At 49.8% G+C, this 22,741-nt stretch carries 19 protein-coding genes; 4 read left to right on the plus strand and 15 right to left on the minus strand.

What is annotated here, in order from left to right; all coding sequences use genetic code 11:
* Nucleotides 1-4 precede the first annotated feature (4 nt).
* The 3 genes from HMPREF1548_RS24885 to HMPREF1548_RS24895 all read right to left on the minus strand — a co-directional run bounded on the left by HMPREF1548_RS24885 (nt 5) and on the right by HMPREF1548_RS24895 (nt 3,138).
* On the minus strand, nt 5-1,036 hold the full coding sequence (locus tag HMPREF1548_RS24885; protein WP_021639521.1) for a LacI family DNA-binding transcriptional regulator: 1,032 nt from the start codon (nt 1,034-1,036) through the stop codon (nt 5-7).
* A 232-nt stretch (nt 1,037-1,268) separates the two neighbouring features.
* Nucleotides 1,269-2,096 (minus strand): sugar phosphate isomerase/epimerase family protein, encoded by an 828-nt coding sequence (locus tag HMPREF1548_RS24890; protein WP_021639523.1) that lies wholly within the window; start codon nt 2,094-2,096, stop codon nt 1,269-1,271.
* Between the two features lie 4 nt (nt 2,097-2,100).
* Complete coding sequence (locus HMPREF1548_RS24895; RefSeq protein ID WP_035323851.1) at nt 2,101-3,138, minus strand: Gfo/Idh/MocA family protein; 1,038 nt, start codon at nt 3,136-3,138, stop codon at nt 2,101-2,103.
* 425 nt (nt 3,139-3,563) lie between these two features.
* Between HMPREF1548_RS24895 and HMPREF1548_RS24900 the strand changes: the two genes are divergently transcribed.
* Together HMPREF1548_RS24900 and HMPREF1548_RS24905 are read left to right on the plus strand one after the other, a co-directional pair.
* Nucleotides 3,564-4,772 (plus strand): ROK family transcriptional regulator, encoded by a 1,209-nt coding sequence (locus HMPREF1548_RS24900; protein ID WP_025487633.1) that lies wholly within the window; start codon nt 3,564-3,566, stop codon nt 4,770-4,772.
* A gap of 127 nt (nt 4,773-4,899) precedes the next feature.
* Entirely contained in the window at nt 4,900-5,976 is a 1,077-nt protein-coding gene (locus HMPREF1548_RS24905) for a Gfo/Idh/MocA family protein (protein ID WP_021639527.1), read from the plus strand.
* A gap of 143 nt (nt 5,977-6,119) precedes the next feature.
* On the opposite strand, the gene spoVT is transcribed toward HMPREF1548_RS24905, so the two are convergent.
* Entirely contained in the window at nt 6,120-6,665 is a 546-nt protein-coding gene (gene spoVT / locus HMPREF1548_RS24910) for a stage V sporulation protein T (RefSeq protein ID WP_021639528.1), read from the minus strand.
* Nucleotides 6,666-7,052: 387 nt separating this feature from the next.
* Between spoVT and HMPREF1548_RS24920 the strand changes: the two genes are divergently transcribed.
* A complete protein-coding gene (locus HMPREF1548_RS24920) occupies nt 7,053-8,615 on the plus strand; it encodes a response regulator (protein ID WP_286138211.1) in 1,563 nt (520 codons plus the stop codon).
* Between the two features lie 18 nt (nt 8,616-8,633).
* A complete protein-coding gene (locus HMPREF1548_RS24925; protein ID WP_021639531.1) occupies nt 8,634-10,427 on the plus strand; it encodes a sensor histidine kinase in 1,794 nt (597 codons plus the stop codon).
* A 121-nt stretch (nt 10,428-10,548) separates the two neighbouring features.
* Here HMPREF1548_RS24925 and HMPREF1548_RS24930 read toward each other — a convergent pair whose 3' ends face one another.
* The 11 genes from HMPREF1548_RS24930 to yaaA all read right to left on the minus strand — a co-directional run.
* Complete coding sequence (locus HMPREF1548_RS24930) at nt 10,549-11,304, minus strand: PHP domain-containing protein (protein WP_021639532.1); 756 nt, start codon at nt 11,302-11,304, stop codon at nt 10,549-10,551.
* Nucleotides 11,305-11,316: 12 nt separating this feature from the next.
* Nucleotides 11,317-13,098 carry a type 2 periplasmic-binding domain-containing protein gene (locus HMPREF1548_RS24935; protein WP_021639533.1) on the minus strand — a complete coding sequence of 594 codons (1,782 nt, stop codon included), beginning with the start codon at nt 13,096-13,098 and terminating at the stop codon, nt 11,317-11,319.
* Nucleotides 13,099-13,140: 42 nt separating this feature from the next.
* Nucleotides 13,141-14,067: a carbohydrate ABC transporter permease gene (locus HMPREF1548_RS24940; RefSeq protein WP_021639534.1), complete on the minus strand. Its 927-nt coding sequence runs from the start codon at nt 14,065-14,067 to the stop codon at nt 13,141-13,143.
* 10 nt (nt 14,068-14,077) lie between these two features.
* A complete protein-coding gene (locus HMPREF1548_RS24945; RefSeq protein WP_035323863.1) occupies nt 14,078-15,013 on the minus strand; it encodes an ABC transporter permease in 936 nt (311 codons plus the stop codon).
* A gap of 332 nt (nt 15,014-15,345) precedes the next feature.
* Nucleotides 15,346-16,026: an LrgB family protein gene (locus HMPREF1548_RS24950; RefSeq protein WP_021639537.1), complete on the minus strand. Its 681-nt coding sequence runs from the start codon at nt 16,024-16,026 to the stop codon at nt 15,346-15,348.
* A complete protein-coding gene (locus tag HMPREF1548_RS24955; protein WP_021639538.1) occupies nt 16,019-16,393 on the minus strand; it encodes a CidA/LrgA family protein in 375 nt (124 codons plus the stop codon). The genes HMPREF1548_RS24950 and HMPREF1548_RS24955 overlap by 8 nt, the downstream gene beginning before the upstream one ends.
* Entirely contained in the window at nt 16,390-16,926 is a 537-nt protein-coding gene (locus HMPREF1548_RS24960; RefSeq protein ID WP_021639539.1) for a cysteine hydrolase family protein, read from the minus strand. Before HMPREF1548_RS24960 ends, HMPREF1548_RS24955 begins: the two co-directional genes overlap by 4 nt.
* 126 nt (nt 16,927-17,052) lie before the next feature.
* Nucleotides 17,053-17,502 carry an Lrp/AsnC family transcriptional regulator gene (locus HMPREF1548_RS24965; RefSeq protein WP_021639540.1) on the minus strand — a complete coding sequence of 150 codons (450 nt, stop codon included), beginning with the start codon at nt 17,500-17,502 and terminating at the stop codon, nt 17,053-17,055.
* A 34-nt stretch (nt 17,503-17,536) separates the two neighbouring features.
* Complete coding sequence (gene mfd / locus HMPREF1548_RS24970; protein ID WP_021639541.1) at nt 17,537-21,073, minus strand: transcription-repair coupling factor; 3,537 nt, start codon at nt 21,071-21,073, stop codon at nt 17,537-17,539.
* Nucleotides 21,070-21,657 carry an aminoacyl-tRNA hydrolase gene (gene pth, locus HMPREF1548_RS24975; protein ID WP_021639542.1) on the minus strand — a complete coding sequence of 196 codons (588 nt, stop codon included), beginning with the start codon at nt 21,655-21,657 and terminating at the stop codon, nt 21,070-21,072. Before pth ends, mfd begins: the two co-directional genes overlap by 4 nt.
* A 196-nt stretch (nt 21,658-21,853) precedes the next feature.
* On the minus strand, nt 21,854-22,741 hold an 888-nt coding region (gene yaaA / locus HMPREF1548_RS24980; RefSeq protein WP_021639544.1), incomplete at its 5' end, for a peroxide stress protein YaaA.

Below are 22,741 nucleotides of genomic sequence, written 5' to 3' on the forward strand. Positions count from 1 at the left end.
ATGCTTATATATTTAAGCATTTTACGCTCTCTCTTATTTGGTATTCCGGTTGGAAGCAACGATGTCTGACCTCTTTCCTGCCGGTACTCAGTTGCTCTAACACATACTCCGCCACAGTTTCTCCCATTGCCATGGCCGGTACATAGTATGCATTCACAGCCGGTATAATCTGCTCTCCCCGTCCCTTCACATGCTCCACGCTTATAACTGATATATCCTCCGGCACTTCAAGACCTGAATAATGGAGAATGCTGATAAGCTGCGGGACAAATTCCATCATTTCACATATAAGCCCGGTACAGTGATTTTCCAGCAATTGTTTTGCGAGCGTTTCCTGAAGCATATCCGCGGAGAATTTATCCGGAAGCAGCAAAAGGGAAATCCTGATCTGTGGGTACAGGAATTTACATTTTTCTATGAGCATACGATGGATCTGCAGCCGGTATTCATTGGTAAGGAGGACGATGTTTTCATGTCCCTGCTGATGTAGCCGCTTTATGGAATCCAGCATATATTCTTCATACATGGCATAAACATTGTTTCCGCAGCCGCTGAATCTTTTACCGATATAGCCGACCGGGAAATCCTGTGCCATTACTGCTTCCAACGCATTGGTTACCGCTCCTTTTTCCGGTACGGACAGGACGATCAGCCCGTCTATTTTTTTCTGATTCACATAATCCAGAAAACCTGGCGCGGCTTTTTCATTTTTTTCAAAAGAATTGACCTCACCAATCAGAAGAAGGCTGTATTGGCTTTTGCTCAGCGCGCATTCAATGCCCCTTAGGCATTCCAGCATATAGCCGTCCTGAAACATTCCTCCTCCCGGCAGCGGAGAATATACCCCGACAATCTGGGAGCTTCCTGTTACCAGTCCCCGGCCGAACTGGCTGGGCTGATAATTATAATATTCCATGGCTTCAAGAACTGCGGCTGTCTTGCTTTCCTTTACTCCCGCAGAGTGATTTATAACTCTGGAAACGGTCGAAATAGAGACTCCCGCTCTCTTTGCCACATCATGTATAGATGCACTCATTCAATCACCATATTTTGAAAACGTTTTCAACTACGTTATTACTGTAACAGCTTTTTTTGTTGATTACAATAGCTGCTTTATCCATATTTTCACTTTCAAATTTAGTAATTTTCCACAAATCCCTCTTCTTTCCCGTCTTTATTTCTTTCAGCCCTATAAGCAGCCGGAGCCTCACATAAAAAAAGCCGCGGCACGAAAGAAGCTTTTTTATCCTCTTTCATGCCGCGTTCATTTATTCCGCTGCTATCAAATCCTCCAGCAGCTTCTTCCCCATCAAAATATCCTTCTTCTGTTCCTCACCGGATATTTCCCGTTCTATCGTGATATCGCCTTCATAGCCGATTTCCTTCAGCTTTCTGATAAAGGCCGGGTAATTCACCCTTCCCTGGCCCAAGGGCATCTCCGCCCCCAGCTCATGGCCGTCCGTGGGATAGCAGCCGTCCTTGCCGTGGATGCCAAGGACATACTCTCCGAACACATCCAGCGCATCTACCGGATTTCCTTTACCGTACATGAGCAGATTGGCCGGATCCAGATTCACGCCCACGTTATCAAGGCCGATATCCTGAATTGCCCTTTTCAGCGTGACAGGAGTTTCCTGGCCGGTTTCAAACAGAAAATTCTGTCCGTTTTCCCTGCATTTTGCAGCAAGCTCCTTCAGACATATGATCACGCCCTGATAATTCGGATCATATGGATTTTCCGGCATATATCCCACATGCGTTACCAGATTCTTCACACCGATCAGCTTTGCAAAATCAGAGCCCTCCATCAGCATCTGCAGCCTCTGGAACCGGAATGCCGCAGGCACCAGGCCGAGCGTTTCCTGCCCTTCATAAAAATTCCAGGTCCTGGGGCCTTCCCAGCCGCACCAGAAAGCTGTGATGTCAATCTTTTCTTCCTCAACCGCCTGTTTTACAAGGGCTGCCGTCTCCTCATTCAGAAGCGTCCTGTCCCAGCACACAAGCTGGCAGCTTTCCATTCCCATTTCCCGCAGTTCGCTGAACTTTTCCTTTAAATCCGTATCCTTATGTAAACCTACCACCACGCCTACACGCATTTGCCTATGCCCTCCTTCTGTTTTCCTCCAGATATTTTTTAGCCGCCTTCAGTTCCTCCAGCCCCAGCAGCACAGATTTTATGCCCTCCGAAAGCGGCGCCCTTTCGATCTCTTTTCCCTGCTTCAGGCAGTCATAAAAGTATTTAATTTCCGTATAGTAAGGCCCCAAGTCAGATATATTGATTCCGGCTGAGGTATCATGCATGGTAAACTCAGGCGCAAGCTGCGGGTGGCTGACCTCCCCGCCTTTGTGCCAGACCGTCAGGGAAGGATTGCTCCTGCCCTGGAATATTACCGTTGCTTCTTCAAAGCAGGCACGGAAGGACGGATCGAAGGGAAGCTGTGTGCATACATCCCATATACCCTCCGCCGTGGCAAAAACATCCCCGAACTGGTAGGAAACAAGCACCTGGTTTACCATGCCGCTGTCAAAAGCAGTTGCCTTTACCTCAAAGGAATCCGGCTCTCCCAGCATATACCGCAGGAAATCCAGATCATGGATATGCAAATCCAGTATCACGCTGCCGCTCTTTTTCTCATCATGGAACCAGTCCTCAAAGCCCCACTTCGTATCTCCGCTGATACGTTGCATTACGATGGACTTTAATTTCCCGTAGGTTTTGTTATCATATACATCCTTCAGATAACGGTATTCATCAAAGGAGCGCACCACCTGCCCTACCATCACGCTGACACCGGTTTTCTTCTGCACCTCAAGCAGCCTCCTGCCCTCCTCCGCCGTAAGGCAGACCGGCTTTTCGCAAAAAACATGCATGCCCTTTTCCATGGCTAAAACGGCATGTTCCGCATGAAGATAGCTGGGAAGACATATATGTACCGCATCCAGTTCTTCATTTTCCAGCAGCTCCCTGCCTGTGACATAGGTCTTTGCCTGCGGCCACTGCTTTGCGGCCCGCTCCAGAAATTCCTGCCTGCAGTCGGCAAGCGCCGTTACCTCCACATCCATTTTCCCGGATAATGCTTTCAGGGACAGATTATGTGTGGTTCCCATGCCCCCGCAACCAATTAATCCAATTTTCATGACTCCTCCTGTCTGCGCGAATTGATGCCCATGCCTGTTACACAGACTGGCAGTACGCATCTTCCGGCTTCTCTTTTTTCCCTTCCCTGTTTTGCAGTCTTAATTAGTAATATCATCTTACAAATTCAAGATAGCATTCTGCAATGTACTTGTCAATCCCTTTTGCATGCCTAAATTTTTCTCTCCACTACAATTAAAACAGTTCTGACAATTAAACCGCTGCAGGCATCCAGCCATTTAAAATCACTGCGCAATGAGAACGTATCCGTTGCCTTTCTTTGTTGTGTGTGTTAAAATTCCAATTGTAATATGAGATAACAATTATGCTTATCCATAAACAATTATATGCTTTGTGTCATCACAGCTACTGCTATAATACACTGCCCGCCATGCCGGCATGGCCGCAATTCACCAAAGAGGTGCCCATGAAATTAGTCAATCAGCAGCTCATTAAAAATACCAACCTGAAGCTGCTCTACAACTCCATTTTTGAAAACCGCGGAATCTCCAGGGCCGCCCTTGCAAAGAAAACAGGATTGAGCCGCACTGCCGTTTCAGCGCTTATCGATGAGCTGACGGGAAGCGGCTTCCTGTATGATTCCGGCACCGGAGACAGCGCTGGCGTGGGCAGAAAGCCCAACTGCCTGGAGCTTTGCTCCGGGAACCACTATATCGCTGTTTTTGGCTGGGAGGAAAAAAGGGTGCACGCCCAGCTCATTGATATCTGTGGTTCCACCCTCCTGCAGCAGGAACTTTACAGAACGCCCGGGGACTCCTATACTGAGCTTTGCCATGCCTTTTTGGAGGAAAGGATGCTGAAGCTCATCCGCAGTACGCAGCTTCTCGGGATTTGCTTCGTGCTGCCCGCCATGATTGATCCGGAAAAAGAAACGGTTTTCTCCACTACCATTTCTTTGGCGCAGGATCAGGGGGAGACCGGCGTGATTCCTCTTCTTCGGGAAACCTTTTCCTCCTACGCGGCAGCGGTTCTCAACGACACCGCCTGCGCCGCTTATGCGGAAAAGGTTTACACCGCAATCCTGGAAAAGGACTATGCCTTCATCCGCTTCAGCCGCGGAATCGGCGCGGCGCTCTTTATCCAGGACAGGCTTCTGGGAAGGGCCTGCGCCTCCTATACACAATTCGGCCATTTCAGCATCTCCCCCCAGGGTCCGCCCTGCCCCTGCGGGAATAACGGCTGCCTGGAGCTGGTTCTCTCGGAAGAAGCCCTGCCCGGACGGCTTCATGCCGAAGGAACCTCCTCCTCCCTTCTTTCCCTGCCCTCCATCGGCTATGCCGACCTGGGGAGAGCCGCCCTTTATGGGGACCAGACAGCGATTCAGGTGATACGGAAAATGGCCCGGGAATTTTCCTTTGCCCTGTCCAACCTGATTTGCCTCGTCCATCCGCGCCTGATAGTCCTTGGCGGCAACGCCTGTACCCTCGGCCCCGTTTTTTTAGAGGAAATCCGTCTGTCCCTGCAGGAAACCGGATTTCGCCGCATGACGGAAAACGTGCGCATACGCTACAGCGGGCTGGATGCCTACGCCTGCTATAACGGCGCCATGAAGTACTTTTTTGACATCCACTATCAGTTTACGGGATCAATGAAAGGCAGCTTTTTTATCGGATAACTTGGGAGAACTGCCGGCCCGGCCGCAGGCCGGAACCCCTTTCATCCAAAAGCCAAAAATAAAGGCGGGAATGCATCTGCAACCGCTTCATTAAAACACGTGCTTCGCCACGCAGACAGGAGTCCTTATGAAAAAACTTCGAATTGCCCTGATAGGCTGCGGAAGAATTTCCGCCTGCTATGCAAACGCATTTCCGAAATTATCGGATATCGCAGAATTCGTCTGTGCCATAGACACAGATATTGAAAAGGCTCGGGCCTTTGCCGCCCCCTTCGGCTCCGCTTACGGAACCGGCTTCGAGGAGCTGCAGGAAAAAGGAATTGATGTGGTCCACCTTTGCCTGCCCCATTACCTGCATGCCCCCATGGCAGTCCGTGCCCTGCAGGCAGGAATGCATGTCCTTACGGAAAAACCGGTGGCCATCACGCTTCAGGACGCGGATCTTATGAAAGCTGCCGAAGCCGCTTCCGGTAAAAAACTGGGCGTCATTTTTCAGACCCGTTATGAAAAAGGCGTACAGCAGCTCCGTCAGATGATAGGGGAAGGCCGCTTCGGCCGTATCCTCAGCGCCCGCTCCTATCTCACCTGGTCACGCCCCTATTCCTATTATGAAGGAAGCGACTGGAAAGGAACCTGGGACAAGGAAGGCGGCGGCGTGCTCATCGACCAGGCAATCCACAGCATTGACCGCATCAGGTATATGCTGGACAGCGACGTGGAGTGGATAGACGGCAGCGTGCATAACCATTATCACGACAAAATTTTTGTAGAGGATACCGCGGAAGCGGCCATCCAGTTTAAGAACGGCTGCATTTACAGCCTCTACGCCTGCAATTCCTACGCGGCGGATGCCCCCATTTACCTGGAATTCCAGGGGGAAAAAGGACGCTGCGGCCTGAAGCAGGACACCGGTTTCTATGAAACAGACGGGGTTTACCAGGAAATCCTTCCCACTGCCGATGCCGACGGCAATACCCCTGCCTACTGGGGAAGCGGCCACCTGTCCCAGATCCGTGATTTCTATCTTTCCATAATCAATGACGAGCCTGTCAGGGTGGATGTCACCGAGGGCCGGAAAACGCTGGAAATCGTAAAGGGAATTTATCTTTCCTCCCTGCAGGGAAAACGCATTTATCTCCCCTTTGAGGACAGGATGTATATCGGTGTGGACAAAGCGGCCCCCGGCTGCCCTGATGCCTGTTAGAGCGATTTTGAAAATTATTCCGGCTTCCATATAAAAATAAAAGCGGCGCAGGTTTTTCCGATATTTGAAGCATATCACTTCTCTCCCGGAAACCCTGCAGCCGCTTTTTGCCTGCCTTGTTGTTTTTTTCAGCTTTCTTTTTCCTACTGCTCCATCTGCCTGCCGAGAAAACCGGCTGCGGACAGAATCAGCTTTTGCTCCACTTCTCCCATTTTTAACTTGGGATCGTTATTCAGAAGAAGCACCGCGCCGATTACATCGCCTTCACAGATAATAGGGCTTATGGCTTCATGTATAAATTCCGGTTCTCCTTCCTCAGCTACCTGAATAAAATTCTTATCTCCCTTTGCAGCGAGAATGCTTTCCCTGTTCTCAATGGATTCCTCCAGCGCTTTGCTGATGGATTTTCCCATAAGCGCCTTGCAGCCGCCTGCTGCCGCTATAAACTGGTCACGATCCGCAATCAGCGTCATCTGCCCGGATACCTGTGCCAGACTTTCTGCATACTGTTTTGCAAATGTACTCATCTCTCCGATAGGGGAATATTTTTTCAGTATAATCTCTCCCTCCCTGTCGGTAAAAATTTCAAGGGGATCACTTTCCCGGATCCTCAATGTTCTCCTGATTTCCTTGGGGATGACAATTCTACCCAGATCATCTATTCTCCGCACAATTCCTGTTGCTTTCATATTTCCTCCTTCTGCAGGGTCTTTGGCTGTGCGCCTCTTAACCTCTTTTTACATTTATTTTATTCCCGCAGGCAACGGCCGGCCGGACATACCCGCATGTCCATCCTGTGACTGCCGCGAGGCCAGATACCCCGGAACTTGTCCGCCGCGCTTGCTGTAAGGTATTTGACTTCATTGGTTTGGTAAATGTAGTATTTGTAAAATTGAGGAAAATATTCACTGTTTTTATTTAACAGTTCCATACCTTTACAGTTCTGTTTTATTTCTTAAACTGCATTGGACAATTCTGTTGTACTCTTCTATAATTAATGCAGGCTTCATATGCCAAAGGTCCTTTGCAGCCTGTAAGCGGCGGACTTTTTTTCACAAATTTATTACATGGGGAAAATGAAGGGAATTATGTACACCTATTTTATTGCAGATGATGAAACAAAAATCAGGCAGGGCATCCGCCGGCTGATAGACTGGGAAACACTTGGTTTCTCTTTTATAGGGGAAGCCTCTAATGGAGAGGATGCCCTGCGGTTCATCCTTGACAAAAATCCGGATGTGACTCTGTTAGATATCCGTATGCCGCGGCTCAGCGGCCTGGATGTAGCCAGGCTTGCCAGGGCTGACGGATACCGCGGCATCATTATAATACTCAGCGGATATTCCGATTTTAAATATGCGCAGGAGGCCATGCGGTATGATGTAAAATATTATATTTCCAAACCCGTGGATGAGGATGAACTCACCGACTATCTGAAAAAAGTGACAGACGAGCTTTCCGTAAGGGAAAAGCATACCTCTGCCATCGAATATTTCAGTGAAAAAGCCAGGGATGGCATCCTGAGTGATGTGCTTACCGGCTCTTCCCGCATATCCGATCAGGATCTGAAGGAGCTGGGATTGCTGTCAGGCTGCTACCAGGCCGCCATTTATGAAAAATATAGCCACAATGCCGCTGCAGTCTCCTACCGTTTTTCCGATCTTCTCCGGCTTACCAATGAGGATAACCATTCCTTTGACACTTTAACCATCGATAATAATGAGGTGATCCTTTTAAAAGGTGATTTTGCCATCCGCCGTTTTTCCGATTTTGTAGAACGCTTTGAACGCGAGGTGAAGCCACAGAAGGGTTCGCCTCTGGACAGCCTTTTCATTACTTATGGCCATGTAGTTTACCGTCCCGAGGAAATCACGGAGTCCTATCAGGAGGCGCTCTTCCTTTTAAAAATGAGATTCTACTGTGATCAGGGGCAGCATACCTTCGGTTACCACCAACTGCCGGCCCGCAGGACATCTCTTACTTCTGCCGGCATCGGCGCACTGCAGGAGTATCAGGACAGACTGCTTGGCTATATTCAGACCCTGAACCGTGAAATGGTGGCCGAAAGCCTGGACAGCCTCCGGGAACAGATTTACCTTTCCTCAGCTCCCATTGAGGAAATACGTCTTTTTCTGATAGATCTGTACCTGCAGGTTAAGGAGTCCATACGCTATCATTACCATACATTTGACATTCCTTTTCCTCCCAACAGCTGGGCAGTTGATTTCATCAACACCAGATACTATCTCTATGAAATTATAACCTTCCTCTCCGAACAGGCGGAAATGATCATGCGCTCCCTGGGAACAACCTCCCGGGAAAGCACCCTGGAAAACGTGATTCACTATATACAGCATAATTATATGAGCAGCCTGAAGCTGGAAAGGATCGCGCCGCTTTTTGGATACAACAGTGCCTACCTGGGAAAGCTTTTTACACAGAAAATGGGCATGAACTTTACCGCCTATCTGGATCAGGTACGAATTGATGCATCCATGGAGCTTCTCAGGGACGGCTCCCTGAAGGTATATGAAATTGCAGAAAAAGTAGGCTACAGCAATGTGGACTATTTTCATACCAAGTTTAAAAAAATCGTCGGAGAAAGTCCCGCGGAATACCGCAGAAAGTTCCGTAACTAAAAGGAGTATCCCTACATAATGCAAAAACATGCTTCCCATACCAGAATCCAAAAACATATGCATCGGATGCTGATTCCCGTTATTTTGGTTCCGCTTCTGTTTATCGGTGTATTTCTTTCCTGCTATGCCATCAATTTCCTTTACAGGCAGGCGGAGACCCAGGCTGTTTCCGATAATCTGCGGGCCAAATCCGTCCTGCTTGATGCCACGCTGAATTTCTATACAATCTCCGAAGAGCTTTTTAGCGATGAAGAGCTGAAGCAGCTGTTGACCACCGATTTTACTGACAGCGGTGAAGCAGCGACGGCCTGCAGTAGCTACGGCAGGCTGGCGACTCTCCTTGCCAACAATACTGCCATTTCTTCCATACTGATTTATATGGACAATCCCACCATTCCTGACAGCCGTTATTTCCGTCAGGCGGATACCCGGGTTACGGAGGAATGGTTCCCCCGCGTTGCCATCAGCAGCAGCGTGGCATGGGAAACCGGGAGCATAGATGCATACGGCTCTCTGCCGGCTGCGGATACCGCCGCTCCCGAGCTTATTTTCTTACGCTCTGTCCCTCTTTCCCCATCTGACAGCCGGGCTGTTCTTGCAATCAGCCTGAGCAATAATTTTCTGAAAAACCGGATTCAGAACAACAGCCTGTTCACCTCCATTTCCATCGGAGAACAGCCAGTCTTCTTCTCCAGCAGCCGCTCCTTCCAGGGAAAAGCCCAGCCTGTGCCCATTGATTATGATAAAAAAGGCTACCATTTCGACGGCTTTATCCCCTTTCAGAATAAAAAGCAGGTCGGCAGCATATCCACGCTTCCGGCTTATCATACCGAGGAACAGTTTTACCTGACCACCATCGACCTCCATGCCAGAGATTCACTGTTTAAAATCGGAGCCATCTGTCTTTTGGTACTGGCCGCCGCCATGGCTGCTTCCCTGTTCGGCATCCTCTATTCCACCCGCTACTTCAGCCGCCGTGTCACCACGCTGCAGACTGCCATGCAGCATGCCAGCCAGGGAAATTATGATATCATCGATACCTTTAAAGGCGATGATGAGCTGACGGATACCTTTCATGGGCTTAAAGTGATGATCCATAATATCAAGCAGCAGGAGGTACAGGTATATGAAGCCCAACTCAAGGAACAGACGCTGATCAACCAGCAGCAGCAAATGGAATATAAGCTGCTGGCCAGTCAGATCAATCCCCATTTTATTTATAATTCTCTGGAAACTATCCGTATGATGTCTCTTGATTACGGCGACCGGGAAACTGCCTCCGCCGCCAAACTTCTGGGGAAAACAATGCGTTATGTCCTGGAAAACACAGGGACTGCCAGCACCACGCTGGATAAGGAGCTTGACTATATTTCTGCCTACCTCGCAATCCAGAAGCTGCGTTTTGAGGATCGGATCAATTATACCTGCAGGATACCGGACAATTTTTCCCTTTCCTCCTACAAAATTCTTCCCCTGCTTCTCCAGCCAATTGTAGAAAATGCAATTCTGCATGGGCTTGAGGAAACGGAAAGCAACGGGCAGATCCGGCTGACCCTGGATACCCGGGAGGACAACCGTCTCTACATTGATATTTCGGATAACGGTAAGGGTATGACGGCCGAAGAACTGGAGGCGCTGGAAAAAAAGCTGGAGTACCCCAACTGTCCGGATTCCTCCGACAGTATCGGACTTTACAATATACAGCAGCGAATCCAGTTGATTTATGGCCCGCCCTATTATATGCGCATTACCAGCCATCCCGGGGAAGGCACCTGCGTCCATTTATGCCTTCCTCTGCTGCCTGCCGATTAATCTGCCTCCCACACAGAACCTTTTGCCTGCGAAAGAGATGCAAAAAAGAGGAACCCGCATCCGTGGATTCCCTCTTTTTTAACTGGTTATTCTTCTGCTTACTTTTTTAACACTTCCCGCCTTATTCCTTCAGGAAAGCCTCTAGGGAAGCCAAATCCCGGTTGGCTATCAGCTCCTCCGGAAAATGGATTTCCTCCAGCATATGGATGCTTTTTTCATAGATACCGACGGAATGTGCCGAATGTGCATCGGAATTCACCATAATCCGGGTGTTCTCCTGCGCACACAGCTCTGCCACCCTTCGGCAGAGAGCAGGGATCTGCGTTCCGAAGCGGGAAGACGCTTCGTTGATTTCCAGCGCCTTTCCCAGCCTTCCGGCCTCTCTGATGACAGGAAGCATATCAAAATGATACCCGCTTCTCCCCACATGTCCCAGAACCTTCACCTTGGGATGCTGAAGAACCTTTATATACATCCCGGTATTCCCCGGCACATCCTCCCGATCCGTTTCCATCTTCCCCGGCCCCCGGTGAACGCTGGCGATCACCAGCTCCGAATCCTTCCAGGCCTCCTCCAGTACGCTTTTTCCGTCATGCATCACGTTATAATTTTCCAGGTGCCCCTCCAAATCCAGAATATCCGCTTCCATTCCCCGCATGACCCGCACCCCCTGAATATAAGGCGGCAGTACGGTCAGGTTGATAATCGGGACGATTTTATCCCCGAATTCTTCCTCGCGGATCGGGCAGAAATGATCCGTAATTACGATTCCCTCCAATTCCTGCTTCGCCGCGTAAACAGCACATTCCTCTACGGTGCTATACGCATGTCCGCTTAATATGGTGTGCACATGGCAGTCTGTTTTTATCTGATACATGCTTTTCTTCCTTTACTGAAGTACTTTTTGTCTTTCGGCCTTCTGATCCTCGACCTTCTGCATATCGATTTCCAGGATTCTTTCATATCCAAGTCCGTTGACCACATCCTGCATCTGTTTGATATATTCGTTAAATTCCGCTTCGTCCCTTGCAAAAACAGCCTTCCAGGAATATTCAACTACAGTGGAATTGATCTGTGTACGGATCGTGGCAATTTCCGAATCCTCCGCCGGTTCCGAATAAGAGCATCCGGGTGCCACCAGCACCTGCCCGTGATCCTGGTAATATTCCACAGCTGTTTTTACACCGTAGTGATCCTGCCAGTCCTTGATTAAATCATTGCTGTTAAGCTCCGTGTATGAATCCCAAAGAGTATAATCATAAGGGTGGCCTGTCACCGGGTTAATTTCCGCGCTTGAAATTGCTTTAAGCGCTATCTGCGGTTTTCCATCCTTCCATGTTCCGCCGCCATATTCCTCAGGCATCTGCGCATCTCCGTCCACAAGACACTGCTTTCCGAACTCCGTCAGGACAGGCGCCCCATCCTTCATTTCCCAGGTCAGTCCTTCCGGGCCTGATAATGTAACCGCATGCCCCGCACTGTTGCTGATTCCTTCCGGAGAATACAGCCAGTCGATAAAATCAGCCATTCTCTGGGGATCCTGTGCCTTACTTCCAATCATAGCGCTGTTGGCTGGATTGCCTTTTGCATAACAACCCCAGGAATAAATCTTCATATCATCTACAGGAACGGCCATAAAGCCTTTTCCTTCATTAACATGCTCTGTCACATTATATGCCGCCTGTCCCAGCCAGGGCCAGGGAGAAAAAAGCACCGCACCGTCCTTATATTTATTGTACAGGGTATCATAATTCTGCGTAGTGGATTCCGGATCCACAAGCCCCATCTGGTTTGCCTCAAAAAAGAGTCTCAGATTACGGATATATACAGAATTATCATCCACCAGGCTCTGAGGCGGCAGAGAATCATCCGCTGAATATACTGCATCTCCCATAAAACGATAGCCATAAAGACTGGGAAGCCATGCTCCCTGCTTCATTGCATTATCATCCCAGTCCTTAAATAGGGAAAATGCGTATGTCTTTTTCCCGGAATCGCTTTCCGGGCACAGATCCTGCATCTGCTTCAATACATCAAGCATATCCTCCACAGTCTTAAGCTCAGGGCAGCCCAGCTGCTTATACAAATCCCAGCGCAGGTACACGCCCGAGTTACAGTCCGTACCCTCCATGGGCGTTGTCGGCGGCAGGGTGGTAACCTCTGAGGGAATCATATAAATCCCTTCCTCCTCCACCAGCTCCGCGTTGGTATACTCAATCGCATCCCTGTATCTTTCCAGATTTTTTTCATCCTTTATCAGATCCGTCATATCCATTACCAGGCCTGCCGTAACCAGATCCTGAAGGCGGCCTCTGTCAGCAGAGGTAAAAATCAGATCCCCCAGGTTACCCGCCGCGCTCCTTGTCTGGAACAGGGTATCCCCGCCGCCGGCCACATTGGGTGCAATTATATTCAGTTCCATATTAAATTTGTCTTTCACGATCTTAGCAAACCAGCCGCTCTGTATTCCCTGATAATTTGCCTGGGAATCAAACACATCCACCGTCAGGAATTCCTTGTATTTCCCATTTGTGGCGCTCCCGTCCGATTCCGTCCCGGCCGCCTCCTGCGGCTGTGCCGATGCCGCAGGCTGTCTACTCTCCCCACAGCCCGCGATCATGGACAGCGCCATAGCCGTACATAAAACCATACTCACCAGTTTCTTCTTCATAAGAACCTCCTTCTCATATCATATTATGAATAAATTTTTCTATCAACCCTTAACAGATCCAATCATGATGCCTTTTACAAAATAACGCTGAAACATGGGATACACAAACAGAATAGGCATTACTACAATTACCGATACCGTCATCCTTATGGAGGTAGGCGTCTGCTGTGTGGCAAGCACTGCCATATTCAGATTAGTGCCGCCGCTGCTGTTTTTCACCATGGTTGCCAGGGAATTGGCCTGATTGATATACTGATATAAAATATATTGCAGTGAATACAGCTTCTGATCCGTAATATAAATCAACGTATCCTGAAACGCGTTCCACTGAGCCACAGCCGCAAAAATAGCGATGGTCGCTAATATGGGGGTAGCCGTTGGGAGTATGATTTTAATAAATACCGTCATAAGCCCCGCGCCGTCCATTTCCGCCGCTTCCTGAAGTGACTTGGGAATGGATTCCATATAGGTTTTTACCAGAATAATATTAAACGGCTGTACAATGACAGGAATGATATATACCCAGAAGGAATTGGTCAGATGCAGATTCTGCATTGTCAAAAACATAGGAATCAGACCCGCATTAAAATACATGGTAACCACCAGCATCCGGTACCAGATTTTCCTCTTCCACATTCCTTCCTGCGTAAACATAAACCCGAGAAAAGCCGATGCAAGCACGGTGCATACCGTTCCAATCGCCGTCCTTGCCACGGAAACAAGCGCCGCGGTTGCCAGTCCCTTCAGTTGAAGCACCTGCTTATAATTTTCCAGATGCAGCTGACGCGGCAGAAAATTAATGCTGCCGTTTCCACTCAAATCATTGGCGCTGAGCGAATTAATAATCAGATAATAAAACGGATACACGCAAATCAGTGTAAATACCGCAAACAACGTATAATTTACCACGCCGAAAATTACATCCTCTTTTGAGCGCTTTTTACCTCTTTCTATCGACAAAGCCTTCATATGCCGCCTCCTAAATAATGGATTCTCCCCTTACCCTTTTGGATACAAAATTAACGAACACCAGCAGCGTAACGCTTACGACACTCTTCATCATGCTGATTGCGGTTGCCAGGGATATACTGCTTCCCGATATACCGAGATTATAAACATACAGGTCAAGCACCTGGATATGCGTCTTATTAAACGCATTCTGAAATACAAAATACTGGTCCATCCCGTTATTCAGGAAGTTCGCCACAGAGAGCATCAAAAGGACGAAAAAGGTTGGCATCAATGACGGCAGCGTAATATGTCTCATCAGCTTAAACCGCCCTGCGCCGTCAACCCTCGCCGCCTCATAAAGCTCCTGATCCACGCCCGCAATTGCGGCAAGATACATAATGGCGCTCCACCCCAGACTCTTCCATGTATGCCACAGCAGCATGGAAAGCCATGTATGAGAATCACTGTCCAAAAACTTTACCGCCTCTGTAGTCAGTCCCAGGTTCTGCAGCAGCGTATTCACCATACCCGTATTGGAAAACAAACTGAACGCCACGGAATAGACCAGTACCCAGCTGATAAAATTAGGCAGCGTCGTCATCGTCTGCACGATATTTTTAAACCACTTGCACTTAATCTCACTCAAAAAAACTGCGAACATCAACGGCAACACCGAAGTGGCAATGCTCAGAAAGCTCATGGCAAACGTATTCTTCATAACCTGCCAGAGCTGCGCCAGCTGCGTTCCGTTACTGAAAAACATCCGAAACCATTTCAGTCCCACAAACGGACACTGACTCAGCTTCAGCGGCGCCTTATAATCATAAAAAGCATAAATCCAACCATGCAGCGGAAAATACGAAAACATAAAGCTCAGGATCAGAAAAGGAAGTATCATAAAAAACATCTTCTTTCCACGCTTGTCCCTGGCCGTCATCCGCCTCTTTTCACCCGTTCTCCTCATAATTCCATCCTCAGTCCTTTCCGGCCTCCGCCCTGCTTTCAAGAAAGATTCTACCATCCTCCCCGTTTCCCCAATACGCCAAAACTTTTAAATATTTCCCGTACATTTTCTAAAAAATTCATGTAACCTGTAATTTTTCATGCAAAAAAACTCAAATTTTCCCGGTAGCCCTCTCCCAAAAACGAGCACAAAAAAAATGCCCTCCACATCGGAAAGGCACTCACAATCTCTCTTATTAAAATCCCAATATCCCTACCGGCTTTTCCCAAATCAGCCTCACCTCAGGGACCAGGAACAGCCGGCTTCGTTTCTGCGGCTGTTCCTGGTCCCATTCACATCAAAAACAAAGAAAATACAACGGTAAGTATCCCGCAGATACCGATAGCCAGCCCGCTCATGGCCCCTTCCGTCTCCCCCAGCTCAATTGCCTTGGAGGTTCCCACCGCATGGCTGCACGCGCCAATAGAAAGGCCCGCCGTCATGGAATCCTTCACCCGGAAGATACGTATCAGCCACGGGGCCAGAATGCTACCCATAATGCCCGTGATAATAACCGCCACCACCGTTACCGGCACAAGCCCGCCGTGGCTCTCGGAAATTCCCACCGCAATAGGCGTGGTAACGGACTTGGGGAGCAGGGAATTCGTCATCGCTTCATCCAGGCCGAACAGCCTGCACAGCAGGAAAACACTCCCCATGGAGGTGAGCGATCCCACAGTACAGCCCACCAGAATAGGAAGCCAGTTCTTCTTCAGAAGCTCCACTCTTGTATAGATAGAAACCGCCAGACAGCTGGTGGCCGGAGCAAGGAACATATTGATAATGCTTCCGCCCTCATTGTAAGCCTCATAAGGGATATGAAACAGCAGCAGCACCCCGATAACCAGCACAATGGCAATAATCAGGGGATTACAAACCACAAGCCCTGTTTTCTTCTGAATCCATACCCCGATGGAAAAGGCAATAATGCTCAGGGCAATGCCGAAAAAGGGAGAAGATGTCAGCTCAGCCATTTTCCCGCCCTCCCTTTCTGCGGTTCATCAGCTTCAGCGTCAGCCGTATGCTCCCTGCCGTAGCCGCAAAGGTAAGCACAGTAGTGAACAGGCATATCAGAAGAAGCTGTACCACGCTGCTCTTTAAAACATCAAAATAATTGATAATGCTCACCCCCGCAGGCACAAAAAAGAAAGCCATATTTGCCAGCAGGAAATCCGACTTTTCCCGGATATGCTCCACCTTCAGCACCCGGAATACGAGCAGGGCAAACAACAGAATCATCCCGATAACGCTGGCGGGAAAGTCAATGGGAAGCAGCGCCTCCACAATCTGGCTCACCCAGCACAGGGAAAAAATAATACCTATCTGATATATGATTTTCATGCCTGTTCCTGCCCTTCCATGGCTATCTGGCACATTTTCATGGTGAGCAGGGCCGCCTCATGGCTCTTTGGCGTCACTCCCGCACAGCATGCAGGATCCACTGCGATCCGGTTATCCGGCATAAAGCTCTTAAGAAGAAGCGCGTTGGACACCACACAAATATCGGTGCACAGTCCCACCAGTTCAATTTCAAGCGTTTCTTTTTTATTTTCCTCAAAAAGAAGCTCTGCCAGCGCCGTGGAACCGAAGGTGGGCTTATCCACAATGACTGCATCCGGCATGGCCCTGGCAATTTCCGGACGGATCTGCCAGCCGTCGGTACCACGCACACAATGAGCCACCGGAAGGCTCTTTCCTTCCGGCGTTTCCAGATAATTCTCACCGTGCGTATCCCTGGTGGCGTAAATCCGGTCCGCAGGATAGGCCTTTATTTTCTCAAGCACTTTTCCCACAATGGCCTGCGCTTCCGCAGTTCCCAAAGAACCGTCAATAAAATCATTCTGCATGTCAATCACTACAAGAACCTTTTTCATTTGTTTACCTCCTGTCTATCGCAGGCCTGCCTGCGATACCGCATCAATCAGCAATTTGAAAGAAACCTTCCGGCTGTTACCGCCCCTTTCTTACAGGGAGCAATTCAGGCAATCGGGCCGCCGTTCTTATTCCCCGGGTATTGCCGCATACACATTCTTCACTTCCTTCAGCGCAAAATGCGTCCTGGTGGCAGAAACCCCTGGAATGGATTTGATTTTCCTGTGGATCTGCTCCAGCTCATCCGAGGACGCGCAGGTCACCTTCAGGTTAAAGTCAAAATCCCCCGTCAGATAATAACAGTCCACAACAGCGTCAATCCCCCTCACCGTCTCCGTAAATTCATCATAAAAACGGGGATGCTCCAGGCTGACCTCCATCAGGGCGATCACATCATTGCCCAGCTTTGACGAATCCACCAGAATCGTATAGCTTTTTATCACACCGGAATCCTCCAGCTTTTTTATCCGGTCCAGTACTGCCGACACGGACAGATGAATTTCCTTTCCGATATCAGAGGCGGACTCCCGGCCGTTTTCCTTCAATATCCGTAAAATCCTGTAGTCTGTTTTATCCATTGCTGTCTCCTATCCTTACGGCAAAAACGCCGTCCTAATTCCCCGCCAGTATCTCTTTCATGTCGGCAAGCAGTCCCTCCGTCAGACGGATCAGGTTTTCCGCATCCTTTTCCACAACGCCGCATTTCTTATAACGGTAAAAAAATACCGGCGTCCCCCTGGCGCTGAAGGTCAGCTTGTTTTTATGCTTCCCTAAAATTACAGGGAGGTTTTCCCCCTTCAAATTGGCATCCGGCCGCATGGTGATTTTCAGTTCCCCGTTCCGCCCCTTCACTTCCGTAATATACAGCTCATGCGCCAATACACGGATCAGCGCAATCCGGAGCAGGTTATCCACAGATTTCGGGACCTCCCCGAACCGGTCAAGCAGCTCCTCCTTCATATCCTCGCTTTCCGCATGGGTTTCCACCCCGGCAATGCGCTTGTAAATATCCAGCTTCTGCTGCTCGTTGACAATATAAGAGGGCGGGATAAACGCATCCGCCTCCAGCTCCACCGTGGTGGTGAAATCCACAATCGTAAGCTCGCCCTTCAGATTCTTCACCGCTTCATTGAGCATTTTGCAATAAAGATCGTAGCCTACCGCCTCCATATGGCCATGCTGCTTCCGTCCTAAAAGATTGCCTGCCCCCCTGATTTCCAGATCCCGCATGGCAATTTTAAACCCGCTTCCCAGATCCGTAAATTCCCGGATGGCGGAAAGACGTTTTTCCGCTATTTCCTTAAGCATCTTATCCCGTTTATACATCAGGAAGGCATAGGCGGTCCGGTTGGAACGCCCCACGCGCCCGCGCAGCTGATAGAGCTGGGAAAGCCCCAGCTGATCGGAGTCATGAATGATCATGGTATTCACATTGGAAATATCCAGCCCGGTTTCAATAATCGTGGTTGCAACCAGAACGTCTATTTCCCCGTTAATGAAATCATACATAATCCGCTCCAGCTCATGCTCCTTCATCTGCCCGTGGGCAAAGGCCACGACAGCCTCCGGCACCAGCTGCTGCAGCGCAGCCGCCACATCAGCTATATTGTTGACCCGGTTATACACATAATAAACCTGGCCGCCCCTGGTCAGCTCCCTGACAATGGCCTCCCGCACCATCTCCTCATTATACTCACATACAAACGTCTGGATCGGCAGCCTGTCGTTGGGCGGCTCCTCCAGCACGCTCATATCCCGGATGCCCACCAGCGACATATGGAGGGTTCTGGGGATAGGCGTCGCCGTCAGCGTCAGCACATCCACATTATCCTTTATTTTCTTGATTTTTTCCTTGTGGGTCACCCCGAAACGCTGTTCCTCGTCGATGATCAGAAGCCCCAGATCCTTGAACTGGATATCCGAAGAAAGGATGCGGTGCGTCCCGATGACAATATCCACCTGCCCTTTCCGCAGATCCTCCACCGTTTTTTTCTGCTCCGACGGCGTCCGGAAACGGGACATCAGATCAATCCGCACCGGGAAATCCTTCATTCTCTGGACAAAGGTATTATAATGCTGCTGGGCAAGGATCGTAGTAGGCACTAAAAACGCCACCTGTTTTCCATCCTGGATGGCCTTGAACGCGGCCCGGATGGCGATTTCCGTCTTACCGTAGCCCACATCGCCGCATATCAGGCGGTCCATAATCCGGTAGCTTTCCATATCCTCCTTGGTAGCTGCAATCGCCGCCAGCTGATCCTCCGTCTCCTCAAACGGGAAGCACTCCTCAAACTCCTTCTGCCATACCGTATCCCTGGAATAAGGATACCCCTCCTTCTGCTGTCTGACGGCATAAAGCTCCACCAAATCCTTTGCCACCTCATCCACAGCGCTGCGCACCTTGGATTTGGTCCGGCTCCATTCCTGGGTGCCCAGCTTGTTAAGCTTGGGCGTTTTGGCCGCATCGGAGGACGCGTATTTCTGAATCACATCCAGCCCCGTGGCAAGCACATACAGATTTCCCCCGTCCCGGTAGGAAATCTTGATGTAATCCTTTACAACCTTATCCACCTCAACCTTTTCAATCCCCTGATAGATGCCCAGACCATGACTCTCATGCACCACATAATCGCCGATCTTCAGTTCGGCAAAATCATTGATTTTCTGGCCTTCAAACTTCTTTTTCTTCTTCTTTTTCTTCTGCTGCGAACCGAAAATATCACTCTCCGTAATCACCACGAATTTCAGCAGCGGATACTCAAACCCCCGCTTCACATGCCCGTAATACAGCATGACCTCTCCGGATTTTACCTCACGATCCCCATCCTCGCTGTAAAAGCTTGACAGCCCCTGCTCCTGCAGATCCTCCGCAAGCCGCTTCGCCCTGGTCCGCGAGCCTGAAAGCAGAAGCACCCGGAAGCCGTTTTTCTTATACCGCTTCAAATCCGAAACCAGCGCTTCAAAGCTGCTGTTATAGGAGGACATGCCTTTTACATTCACATCAAACTTCTTCTGCGGCTTCAGCAGCGCATTTTTACTGTCCATGGAAGAAAGCAGCACACACCTTAAATTCTGCAGAAACCCGGCTGTTTCCTCAAAGCCATACAACAGATCCGCCTGTCCCGGCAAAATATAGCCCTTCTCCAGCCTGTGCCCCATGCTCTCCCTGAATTCCATCTCGACCGCTGAAGCATGCTCCTTTACCCGCAGCGCCTCATCAATAAAAACACAGGTCTCCCCCACCGGGAAAAACTTCAGGAACGAAACCGTCTCCTCATAAAAATACCGGATATAGCTTTCCAGGTTCGTAATCTGGGAAAACTCCTGCACCTGCTCCCGCAGCTCTTTCACCTGCGTCCTGACCCGGTGCGCCTCCTCCGTCTGGAACGACTCCTGCAGCTTCCCGGCAAAAGCCTTCGCTTCCTTCTCAATTTTCCGAAGCCCTTCCTCCTTCTGCTGCCCGGAAAGCATCATTTCCGTCGCCGGATAAATATCCACGTTAGCCAGCTTCTCCACACTGCGCTGGCTGAGCAGGTCAAAGCTGCGGATGGACTCCACTTCCTCCCCCCACAGCTCGATACGGTATGGATTTTCCTCCGTCAGATCAAAAATATCAATGATCCCGCCCCGGATGGAAAACTGCCCCGGCGCGTCCACCTGATAATTTTTTTCATATCCCATCTGCGTCAGGCTGCGGGCGAGACTGCCCTCGTCCAGCCTGCTGTCGCCGTCAATATGGATGACCGACGCAGCGATTTCCTCCAAAGGCACCTGGGGGGACATCAACGCCGCAAAGGTGGTGATCACCGTCAGCGGCTTCCCCTCAATAATTTTACGCAGCGCCTTCATCCGATCCGTCACCAGCTGGTTCCCATGGATATCCGCCTGGTAAAAAATCAGATCCTTCGCAGGATACAGGGTCACATCCCTGTCATAAAACTGATAATCCTCATAAATTTCCCGCGCCTTCAAATCACTGAAAGTAACGATGATTTTATACCGGAAACCATCGCTGAGTCCATACGCCATATGAAGCTTCTGGGAATCCACACATCCGGTAAAGCCGATACAGGCCCTCTCCTTTTTCAGAAGCGCCTGACCCTCTTCAAATTCCGCCAGTTCCCGTAACGGTGCTGTTATCGCATTCATTTACCTTCCCCGCCTGCCCGCTTTCCATTGAATCTGTTCATGGCCTCGTCCGGCCCCTTCTCCAGCATGGTCACGGCAGCATCCACCGCATACCCAATGCTTTCATCCATGATTTTGCGCTCCGCGCCGGTAAAATGTCCGAGCACATAATCCGCCAGATCATATCCCTCCGGCTTGTTACCCACGCCCATTTTAATCCGCGCAAAGCCGTCCGTCCCCAACTGGGCAATAATATTTTTCAATCCGTTATGCCCACCTGCGCTTCCTTTTTTCCGGATACGCAGCTGTCCCAGCTCCAGGCTGATATCATCGCACACCACCACCAGCTCTGACTGAGGATCTACCTTATAATAGTCTATGATTTCCCGGATGCTTTCACCACTCAGATTCATAAAAGTCTGCGGTTTTGCAAGCACCACCTTCATCCCGTCAATATAGCCCCTGCCCACAAGGGCCTTATGCTTCCTCTCAATCACCCTGATTCCATATTTGGAAGCAATGGCATCTATCACATCAAATCCCACATTATGCCGGGTATTCTCATACTCCCGCTTCGGATTACCAAGCCCAGCTATCACGTACATCTCAATCCATTTCCTTTCCTGTTTCTAACGTTTCAGCCACCCGAACCGCTGTTCCTCATTCTTTAGTTTAATGCCTGATCCTCCCTCTGTCAAATAGCGCTCTCATCCGCCCTCCCCGCAATTCCAGGTACAGGCCGTCAGAGAGGCCGGTGAGCAGACCGTTACAGCAGAAAGCCAAAGGGGATACGGACCGCACCTAATCCTTCTTTTTTACAAACACCAGCTGACTTTCCGAGGAATACTCCTCCCTGAATTCATATCCCAGCCTGTTAAAGCCCCTCAGCTCCCTCCAGTCCCTGATATCCTGCTGCGCCGCGAACCGTACCATTTCCCCTCTCGCCATCTTCGCCTGCGTCCCCTTCTGCACCACCGGCGGCCACCCCTTTTTCCCCGGTACGCTCTTATCATCTCTTATCTTTTCTTCCCCAAAAACACAGCTTATATACCTCACATCCCCCGTCAGCCAATCCTCCACGCACCGCGAATACTCCTTGGAAGCCAGATTCACAATACAATCCGTCTCCTCCCGCAGCTTCCCATAGATGGCATCCTTCCAGAAATCATACAAATTTCCCTTTCCCTCTGGATTCCCCTTCGCCTGCATCTCCAGCCGGTACGGCACCACCCCGTCAAGCGGCCGCAATATCCCATAAAACCCCGATAAAATCCTCACATACTCCTCCACATACTCCCACTCGCCCGCCTCAAACACCCGGGGCGCCATATACTGATACTGAATCCCCTCATAAGCCAGCACCGCCGGAGTCACCCCCTTCTCCAAATCCATCCCCCGCAGCCTCTCATAATTCAACTCCGCAATTTTTTCATTACACCCCCAAAGCCTCTGCAGCTCCTCCTTAGACTGCCCCTGCAGCCATCCCTTAAGCACCTCCGCCCTCTCCAAAAAAACCGGCCTCCCAACAGCCTCCATCGTATCCCCATCCACATTCATCTTTTTAGCCGGTGAAATAATAAATCTCATCCCTTCATCCTCCATTGGTTTCCCGTCCGTGCGGGGAGCAAAGATTTGGGGCCGCTTCCGGGGGATGGGGGCGGTTCTGCTTTCGGGTGTCCCTGGGGCGGG

This window comes from Clostridium sp. KLE 1755, from assembly GCF_000466465.2.
Taxonomy (GTDB): domain Bacteria; phylum Bacillota; class Clostridia; order Lachnospirales; family Lachnospiraceae; genus Eisenbergiella; species Eisenbergiella porci.

Bases quoted from the DNA above. Each gene is read 5' to 3' on its own strand.
- HMPREF1548_RS24885 (WP_021639521.1), bottom strand. From the start codon at position 1,036: ATGAGTGCATCTATACATGATGTGGCAAAGAGAGCGGGAGTCTCTATT.
- HMPREF1548_RS24890 (WP_021639523.1), bottom strand. From the start codon at position 2,096: ATGCGTGTAGGCGTGGTGGTAGGTTTACATAAGGATACGGATTTAAAG.
- HMPREF1548_RS24895 (WP_035323851.1), bottom strand. From the start codon at position 3,138: ATGAAAATTGGATTAATTGGTTGCGGGGGCATGGGAACCACACATAAT.
- HMPREF1548_RS24900 (WP_025487633.1), top strand. From the start codon at position 3,564: ATGAAATTAGTCAATCAGCAGCTCATTAAAAATACCAACCTGAAGCTG.
- HMPREF1548_RS24905 (WP_021639527.1), top strand. From the start codon at position 4,900: ATGAAAAAACTTCGAATTGCCCTGATAGGCTGCGGAAGAATTTCCGCC.
- spoVT (WP_021639528.1), bottom strand. From the start codon at position 6,665: ATGAAAGCAACAGGAATTGTGCGGAGAATAGATGATCTGGGTAGAATT.
- HMPREF1548_RS24920 (WP_286138211.1), top strand. From the start codon at position 7,053: ATGAAGGGAATTATGTACACCTATTTTATTGCAGATGATGAAACAAAA.
- HMPREF1548_RS24925 (WP_021639531.1), top strand. From the start codon at position 8,634: ATGCAAAAACATGCTTCCCATACCAGAATCCAAAAACATATGCATCGG.
- HMPREF1548_RS24930 (WP_021639532.1), bottom strand. From the start codon at position 11,304: ATGTATCAGATAAAAACAGACTGCCATGTGCACACCATATTAAGCGGA.
- HMPREF1548_RS24935 (WP_021639533.1), bottom strand. From the start codon at position 13,098: ATGAAGAAGAAACTGGTGAGTATGGTTTTATGTACGGCTATGGCGCTG.
- HMPREF1548_RS24940 (WP_021639534.1), bottom strand. From the start codon at position 14,067: ATGAAGGCTTTGTCGATAGAAAGAGGTAAAAAGCGCTCAAAAGAGGAT.
- HMPREF1548_RS24945 (WP_035323863.1), bottom strand. From the start codon at position 15,013: ATGAGGAGAACGGGTGAAAAGAGGCGGATGACGGCCAGGGACAAGCGT.
- HMPREF1548_RS24950 (WP_021639537.1), bottom strand. From the start codon at position 16,026: ATGGCTGAGCTGACATCTTCTCCCTTTTTCGGCATTGCCCTGAGCATT.
- HMPREF1548_RS24955 (WP_021639538.1), bottom strand. From the start codon at position 16,393: ATGAAAATCATATATCAGATAGGTATTATTTTTTCCCTGTGCTGGGTG.
- HMPREF1548_RS24960 (WP_021639539.1), bottom strand. From the start codon at position 16,926: ATGAAAAAGGTTCTTGTAGTGATTGACATGCAGAATGATTTTATTGAC.
- HMPREF1548_RS24965 (WP_021639540.1), bottom strand. From the start codon at position 17,502: ATGGATAAAACAGACTACAGGATTTTACGGATATTGAAGGAAAACGGC.
- mfd (WP_021639541.1), bottom strand. From the start codon at position 21,073: ATGAATGCGATAACAGCACCGTTACGGGAACTGGCGGAATTTGAAGAG.
- pth (WP_021639542.1), bottom strand. From the start codon at position 21,657: ATGTACGTGATAGCTGGGCTTGGTAATCCGAAGCGGGAGTATGAGAAT.